Here is a 6874-nt window from a genome sequence, read left to right on the forward strand (position 1 = left end):
ACGCCGTCTGCGTTTCTCCGGCCCTAAGACATCAATCATCTGTACTCCAATGACTAGTCTAAAAACTAGTATTAAGACTATCACTTATTTAAGTGATACTGGTTGTCTGGAGATTCAGGGGGCCAGTCTACCCATCCTGATGCGTAATAATCCCAATTTATCACATTGATTTTATCGCCACTCATATTGATACGTATCACTGCCCCTATTCAGACTCCTGTTTCGTATCATATCTGTGTTTTTTTAACGTCATCACACTTCCTACCTCCCCTAACGCTTATCGTCGTTTCTGGCGTAAATCTTGCCTGCTTAGACTAAATCTTTGCCATAAGAACCAAATGTTCAAATCGAGGGGATTTCTATGGAAGCGCGGGAAGCAACCGCTACGGGTGAATCATGCATGCGCGTCGATGCCATTGCTAAGGTCACCGGGCGGGCACGATATACTGACGATTATGTTATGGCGGGCATGTGTTATGCGAAATATGTACGTAGCCCTATCGCACATGGTTATGCCGTAAGTATTAATGATGAACAAGCCAGAAGTTTGCCGGGCGTACTGGCGATTTTTACCTGGGAAGATGTGCCTGATATTCCATTCGCTACAGCTGGGCATGCCTGGACACTTGACGAAAACAAGCGCGATACCGCCGATCGCGCACTGCTAACTCGCCATGTTCGTCATCATGGTGACGCCATTGCCATCGTCGTGGCCCGCGATGAACTCACGGCAGAAAAAGCGGCGCAATTGGTCAGCATTGAGTGGCAAGAATTACCCGTTATCACCACGCCAGAAGCGGCGCTGGCAGAAGACGCTGCACCAATCCATAACGGTGGCAATTTACTGAAACAAAGCACGATGTCGACGGGTAATGTCCAACAAACAATCGATGCCGCCGACTACCAGGTACAGGGGCACTATCAGACCCCCGTTATTCAACATTGTCACATGGAAAGCGTAACATCGCTGGCGTGGATGGAGGATGACTCGCGAATTACCATCGTTTCCAGCACCCAGATCCCGCACATTGTTCGCCGCGTGGTTGGTCAGGCGCTGGATATTCCCTGGTCATGCGTACGAGTCATCAAACCATTTGTCGGTGGCGGTTTTGGTAATAAACAGGATGTACTGGAAGAGCCAATGGCGGCATTCCTGACCAGCAAGCTTGGCGGCATTCCGGTGAAAGTTTCCCTTAGCCGTGAAGAGTGTTTCCTCGCAACCCGTACCCGCCACGCTTTTACCATTGACGGGCAAATGGGCGTGAACCGCGACGGAACATTGAAAGGTTATAGTCTGGATGTTCTGTCTAACACCGGCGCTTATGCATCTCACGGGCACTCCATCGCTTCTGCGGGGGGGAATAAAGTCGCTTACCTTTATCCTCGTTGTGCCTACGCTTACAGTTCAAAGACCTGCTATACCAACCTCCCCTCGGCTGGTGCGATGCGTGGTTATGGCGCGCCACAAGTCGTATTTGCCGTTGAGTCTATGCTTGATGACGCCGCGACAGCGTTAGGTATTGATCCTGTTGAAATTCGTTTACGCAACGCCGCCCGCGAAGGAGATGCTAATCCGCTCACGGGCAAACGTATTTACAGCGCAGGGTTGCCGGAGTGTCTTGAAAAAGGCCGGAAAATCTTTGAATGGGAAAAACGCCGTGCAGAATGCCAGAACCAGCAAGGCAATTTGCGCCGCGGCGTTGGCGTCGCCTGTTTTAGCTACACCTCTAACACCTGGCCTGTCGGCGTAGAAATAGCAGGCGCGCGCCTTCTGATGAATCAGGATGGAACCATCAACGTGCAAAGCGGCGCGACGGAAATCGGTCAGGGTGCCGACACCGTCTTCTCGCAAATGGTGGCAGAAACCGTGGGGGTTCCGGTCAGCGACGTTCGCGTTATTTCAACTCAAGATACCGACGTTACGCCGTTCGATCCCGGCACATTTGCCTCACGCCAGAGCTATGTTGCCGCGCCTGCGCTGCGCAGTGCGGCACTATTATTAAAAGAGAAAATCATCGCTCACGCCGCAGTCATGCTACATCAGTCAGCGATGAATCTGACCCTGATAAAAGGCCATATCGTGCTGGTTGAACGACCGGAAGAGCCGTTAATGTCGTTAAAAGATTTGGCGATGGACGCTTTCTACCACCCTGAACGCGGCGGGCAGCTCTCTGCTGAAAGCTCCATCAAAACCACCACTAACCCACCGGCGTTTGGCTGTACCTTTGTTGATCTGACGGTCGATATTGCGCTGTGCAAAGTCACCATCAACCGCATCCTCAACGTTCATGATTCAGGGCATATTCTTAATCCACTGCTGGCAGAAGGTCAGGTACACGGCGGAATGGGAATGGGCATTGGCTGGGCGCTATTTGAAGAGATGATCATCGATGCTAAAAGCGGCGTGGTCCGTAACCCCAATCTGCTGGATTACAAAATGCCGACCATGCCGGATCTGCCACAACTGGAAAGCGCGTTCGTCGAAATCAATGAGCCGCAATCCGCATACGGACATAAGTCACTGGGTGAGCCACCAATAATTCCTGTTGCCGCTGCTATTCGTAACGCGGTGAAGATGGCTACCGGTGTTGCAATCAATACACTGCCGCTGACGCCAAAACGGTTATATGAAGAGTTCCATCTGGCAGGATTGATTTGAGGATAACATCATGTTTGATTTTGCTTCTTACCATCGCGCAGCAACCCTTGCCGATGCCATCAACCTGCTGGCTAACAACCCGCAGGCCAAACTGCTCGCCGGTGGCACTGACGTACTGATTCAGCTCCACCATCACAATGACCGTTATCGCCATATTGTTGATATTCATAATCTGGCGGAGCTGCGGGGAATTACGCTGGCGGAAGATGGCTCGCTACGTATCGGCTCTGCAACGACATTTACCCAGCTAATAGAAGATCCTATAACTCAACGTCATCTCCCGGCGTTATGTGCTGCGGCCATGTCCATTGCTGGACTGCAGATCCGTAACGTCGCTACCTACGGTGGAAATATTTGCAACGGTGCCACCAGCGCAGATTCTGCCACGCCAACGCTAATTTATGACGCGAAACTGGAGATCCACTCCCCGCGCGGTGTTCGTTTCGTCCCGATTAATGGCTTTCACACCGGGCCGGGCAAAGTGTCTCTTGAGCATGACGAAATCCTCGTCGCCTTTCATTTTCCGCCACAGCCGAAAGAACACGCGGGCAGCGCGCATTTTAAATATGCCATGCGCGACGCAATGGATATTTCAACGATTGGCTGCGCCGCACATTGCCGACTGGATAACGGCAATTTCAGCGAATTACGCCTGGCATTTGGTGTTGCCGCGCCAACGCCGATTCGCTGCCAACATGCCGAACAGACTGCACAAAATGCGCCATTAAACCTGCAAACGCTGGAAGCTATCAGCGAATCTGTCCTGCAAGATGTCGCCCCGCGTTCTTCATGGCGGGCCAGTAAAGAGTTTCGTCTGCATCTCATCCAGACGATGACCAAAAAAGTGATTAGCGAAGCCGTCGCCGCGGCGGGGGGAAAATTGCAATGAATCACAGCGAAACAATTACCATCGAATGCACCATTAACGGGATGCCTTTTCAGCTTCACGCCGCACCAGGCACGCCGCTCTCGGAATTACTCCGCGAACAAGGACTGCTAAGTGTCAAACAAGGGTGCTGCGTGGGTGAATGTGGTGCCTGTACGGTGTTGGTCGACGGCACAGCAATAGACAGTTGCTTATACCTTGCCGCCTGGGCTGAAGGAAAAGAGATCCGCACGCTGGAAGGTGAAGCGAAAGGCGGAAAACTTTCTCATGTTCAGCAGGCTTATGCGAAATCCGGCGCAGTGCAGTGCGGGTTTTGTACGCCTGGCCTGATTATGGCTACCACGGCAATGCTGGCGAAACCACGCGAGAAGCCATTAACCATTACGGAAATTCGTCGCGGACTGGCGGGAAATCTTTGTCGCTGCACGGGGTATCAGATGATTGTAAATACAGTTCTGGATTGCGAGAAAACGAAGTAAAAGGATATCCGGCCTGAATTCAGGCGGATTCACTGAGGTTATGTGTTTAACAACTCATATTTCTTAATCTTGCGATAGAGCGTAGCAATGCCGATGCCCAGTTCATCAGCAACTTGCTTCTTGCTGTTATGACGTGAAAGCGCCTCGCGGATCATTTGCTTTTCCATCTCCTCCAGCGCCGTGCCGCCCGCATCATCGAGTGACAGGTGCGCCTCACTGACCTCTGTTACATCACTTTGCTCCGTTGTGCCATTATTCAGCAGATTTGGCGGCAATAGCGTGCTGTCGATAACTTCACCTGAAGGAACTACGTTAACCAGATATTCCATCAAATTGCTTAACTCGCGCAGGTTTCCGGGCCAACGATGCTTACGCAATATTTCGACGACATCGGGAGCAATGCCAGGATAAACCGATCCCAGACGACGGGTATGCAGATGTAAAAAGTAATGCACCAATGTTCAATATCTTCCTGACGTTCACGCAGCGGTGGCAGAGTTATCGGGATAACATTAAGTCGGTAGAAGAGATCTTCGCGGAATTTACCTTCGGCAATGAACTGGGCCAAATTCTGATTAGTTGCAGAAATGATGCGAATGTCGACTTGTATTGGGCTACTGGCACCAATCGGCAGAATTTCACGCGCCTCAATAGCGCGCAGTAATTTAGCCTGCAACATTAATGGCATATCACCTATTTCATCGAGAAACAGCGTGCCCGTATTCGCCGCCTGAATCAACCCTGTTTTACCGTTGGCAGAAGCGCCAGTAAATGCGCCTTTAACATAACCGAACAGTTCGCTTTCCAGAAGCTGCTCCGGAATCGCGGCACAGTTGATAGCAATAAAGGGTTTATTCCGTCTTCCGCTCAACTTATGGATTGCTCGGGCGACGACTTCTTTACCCGTGCCGCTTTCACCAACCACCATAACGCTGGATGGGCTGGGTGCAATACGGCTAATGAGTCGTTTTAATTGCCGCATAACACGGCACTCGCCAACCAATTGTTCAATATGTGGTTCATCAGGTGCATTTGCTACAGAAAAACTGGTATGCGATTGGTGAAATGCCATTAAAAATAATTGTCGGCCCTGAATGTTATGCAATTGACCAATGATTAATTCACTTTTATCGTCCCACGAAACAATATGCTGCATATGTCCATGAGTAAAATTACTCTCAAATGTTAATGGTCTGAAACGGATAGGTTTCCCAATAATATTATTTTGTACAACACCAAGTGTTTTTAAGGCAGTCTGATTAACAAACTGAACCCGACTTTCATCATCAACAACTAATACGCCCTGATCCATATTATCGATCATGGTCGCGAATATTTTACTGATGTTATCTCCTGGCCCCTGATCCTCCAGAAGTTTCGAAACAAAAATGGTGGATATATGGCGAACATAATCAGAAAATTCGCGTAAATTATCACTGATATGCTCTTGTTGCTCGTGGGTAACGGCAATCAAACTTATCACCCCAACACAACGATCCTGTAAAATGACAGGCGTACCCAGAAATGCTTTTTCACGGCAATTTTCTTTACTATCGCAACCTTCGCAAAGGGGATCGAAGCGAGACTGTGTCACAACTTTTTCAGTTTTCGTTTCCAGGACGTGGCGGAGCAGGCGTGAGTTGCCGCTCAACTGGCGACCAAGAAACTTCCCATACGCGCCCGTTCCGGCGACGCGACACAAGTTTTCATCAACGATCTCAACCTCAAGCTGCAAAACGCTGGCAAGCATTCTGGCAAAACGCTGAATTGTCGGTTGAATTTGCATCAATACTGACTGCGTAGTAGCAAGCTCCATAGCTTTACCTTCCAGACTTACTTAAAAGTCGATCATTGAAGACGTTGATGGTTCACAGATCATGATGATATTAACTCAGGCGAAATTGGCTTTGATAAAAACATAAGATTTTTATCATTTTCTAATGAAATTATGGAAGAGATATCACATTTCTATATCAATATGAGAATTACGGCGGTGAGTTTATCAAACTGAAGAGAGATAGCCTGCCCCTTTATCTTATTTCTGATACTTAGCAGCAAATAAATAACGCGATAAAAAAAGCCAAACGTTTTCGTATTTTACAAACAACCAGAAGCTGGCATCAATTTGTGATCAACCCCACACATTATCCGTCAAATTAGTCTTTTGCAGCCGCGCGGATAATTCTGGCACACTTATTGTTAGTCCCAGGTATAGCTGTGAAAACACCAATCACTTTGGCAAGTCACAGTGAAATAAACCACTTTGCCTGTCATTCCACTACCGGGACTTTATGATGAAAACTGTTAATGAGCTGATTAAGGATATCAATTCGCTGACCTCTCACCTTCACGAGAAAGATTTTTTGTTAACGTGGGAACAGACGCCAGATGAACTGAAACAAGTACTGGACGTTGCCGCAGCATTAAAAGCACTGCGTGCTGAAAACATCTCAACCAAAGTCTTTAATAGTGGATTAGGTATTTCCGTATTCCGCGACAACTTGAACCGCCCCGGGTTTCCTGGAGAGTGTTTTATCTGTGAACTCAGGCTGCCAGATCATCGTTTCCGATGGAAGCATAATAAGCTTTTTCTGCTTCTGCCGGAGGGATGTGGCCCAGCCTTTCCAGCAATCGTCGATTATTATACCAGTCCACCCACGTGAGTGTGGCCAGTTCCACTTCTGCACGGTTTTTCCAGCTCTTACGGTGTATTACCTCCGCTTTGTAAAGACCATTGATGCTCTCCGCCATCGCGTTGTCATACGAGTCGCCTGTACTTCCTGTTGATGCCAGTAATCCGGCTTCCTTAAGCCGCTGTGTGTAGGCCAGCGATACATACTGAGAACCTTT

Annotated in this window: 4 protein-coding genes and 2 pseudogenes; 4 read left to right on the forward strand and 2 right to left on the reverse strand. The window is 48.9% G+C overall.

Annotation, left to right across the window (positions count from 1 at the left end; all coding sequences use genetic code 11):
• The first annotated feature begins 361 nt into the window (after positions 1-361).
• From xdhA to xdhC, 3 genes are read left to right on the forward strand one after another with little or no spacing between them, the layout of a single operon-like run.
• Complete coding sequence (xdhA, locus tag BHE85_RS08865; protein ID WP_000388099.1) at positions 362-2659, forward strand: xanthine dehydrogenase molybdenum-binding subunit XdhA; 2298 nt, start codon at positions 362-364, stop codon at positions 2657-2659.
• 10 nt (positions 2660-2669) lie between these two features.
• Positions 2670-3548 carry a xanthine dehydrogenase FAD-binding subunit XdhB gene (xdhB, locus tag BHE85_RS08870; protein ID WP_000459202.1) on the forward strand — a complete coding sequence of 293 codons (879 nt, stop codon included), beginning with the start codon at positions 2670-2672 and terminating at the stop codon, positions 3546-3548.
• Entirely contained in the window at positions 3545-4024 is a 480-nt protein-coding gene (xdhC, locus tag BHE85_RS08875) for a xanthine dehydrogenase iron sulfur-binding subunit XdhC (RefSeq protein WP_001016605.1), read from the forward strand. The genes xdhB and xdhC overlap by 4 nt, the downstream gene beginning before the upstream one ends.
• 38 nt (positions 4025-4062) lie before the next feature.
• Here xdhC and BHE85_RS26740 read toward each other — a convergent pair.
• Positions 4063-5840: pseudogene (locus BHE85_RS26740) on the reverse strand (sigma 54-interacting transcriptional regulator).
• A gap of 478 nt (positions 5841-6318) precedes the next feature.
• Here BHE85_RS26740 and BHE85_RS08885 point away from each other — a divergent pair.
• Positions 6319-6543: pseudogene (locus BHE85_RS08885) on the forward strand (knotted carbamoyltransferase YgeW); the annotation flags it as partial.
• Positions 6544-6568: 25 nt separating this feature from the next.
• On the opposite strand, the gene BHE85_RS08890 reads toward BHE85_RS08885, so the two are convergent.
• The coding region (locus tag BHE85_RS08890) for an integrase core domain-containing protein (protein ID WP_032232747.1) at positions 6569-6874 on the reverse strand (306 nt) is incomplete at its 5' end.

This window comes from Shigella sp. FC1567 (assembly GCF_001743015.1).
GTDB classification, from domain to species: domain Bacteria; phylum Pseudomonadota; class Gammaproteobacteria; order Enterobacterales; family Enterobacteriaceae; genus Escherichia; species Escherichia coli.

Excerpts from the sequence above, each read along its gene's own strand:
- xdhA (WP_000388099.1), top strand. The coding sequence starts at position 362 with ATGGAAGCGCGGGAAGCAACCGCTACGGGTGAATCATGCATGCGCGTC.
- xdhB (WP_000459202.1), top strand. The coding sequence starts at position 2,670 with ATGTTTGATTTTGCTTCTTACCATCGCGCAGCAACCCTTGCCGATGCC.
- xdhC (WP_001016605.1), top strand. The coding sequence starts at position 3,545 with ATGAATCACAGCGAAACAATTACCATCGAATGCACCATTAACGGGATG.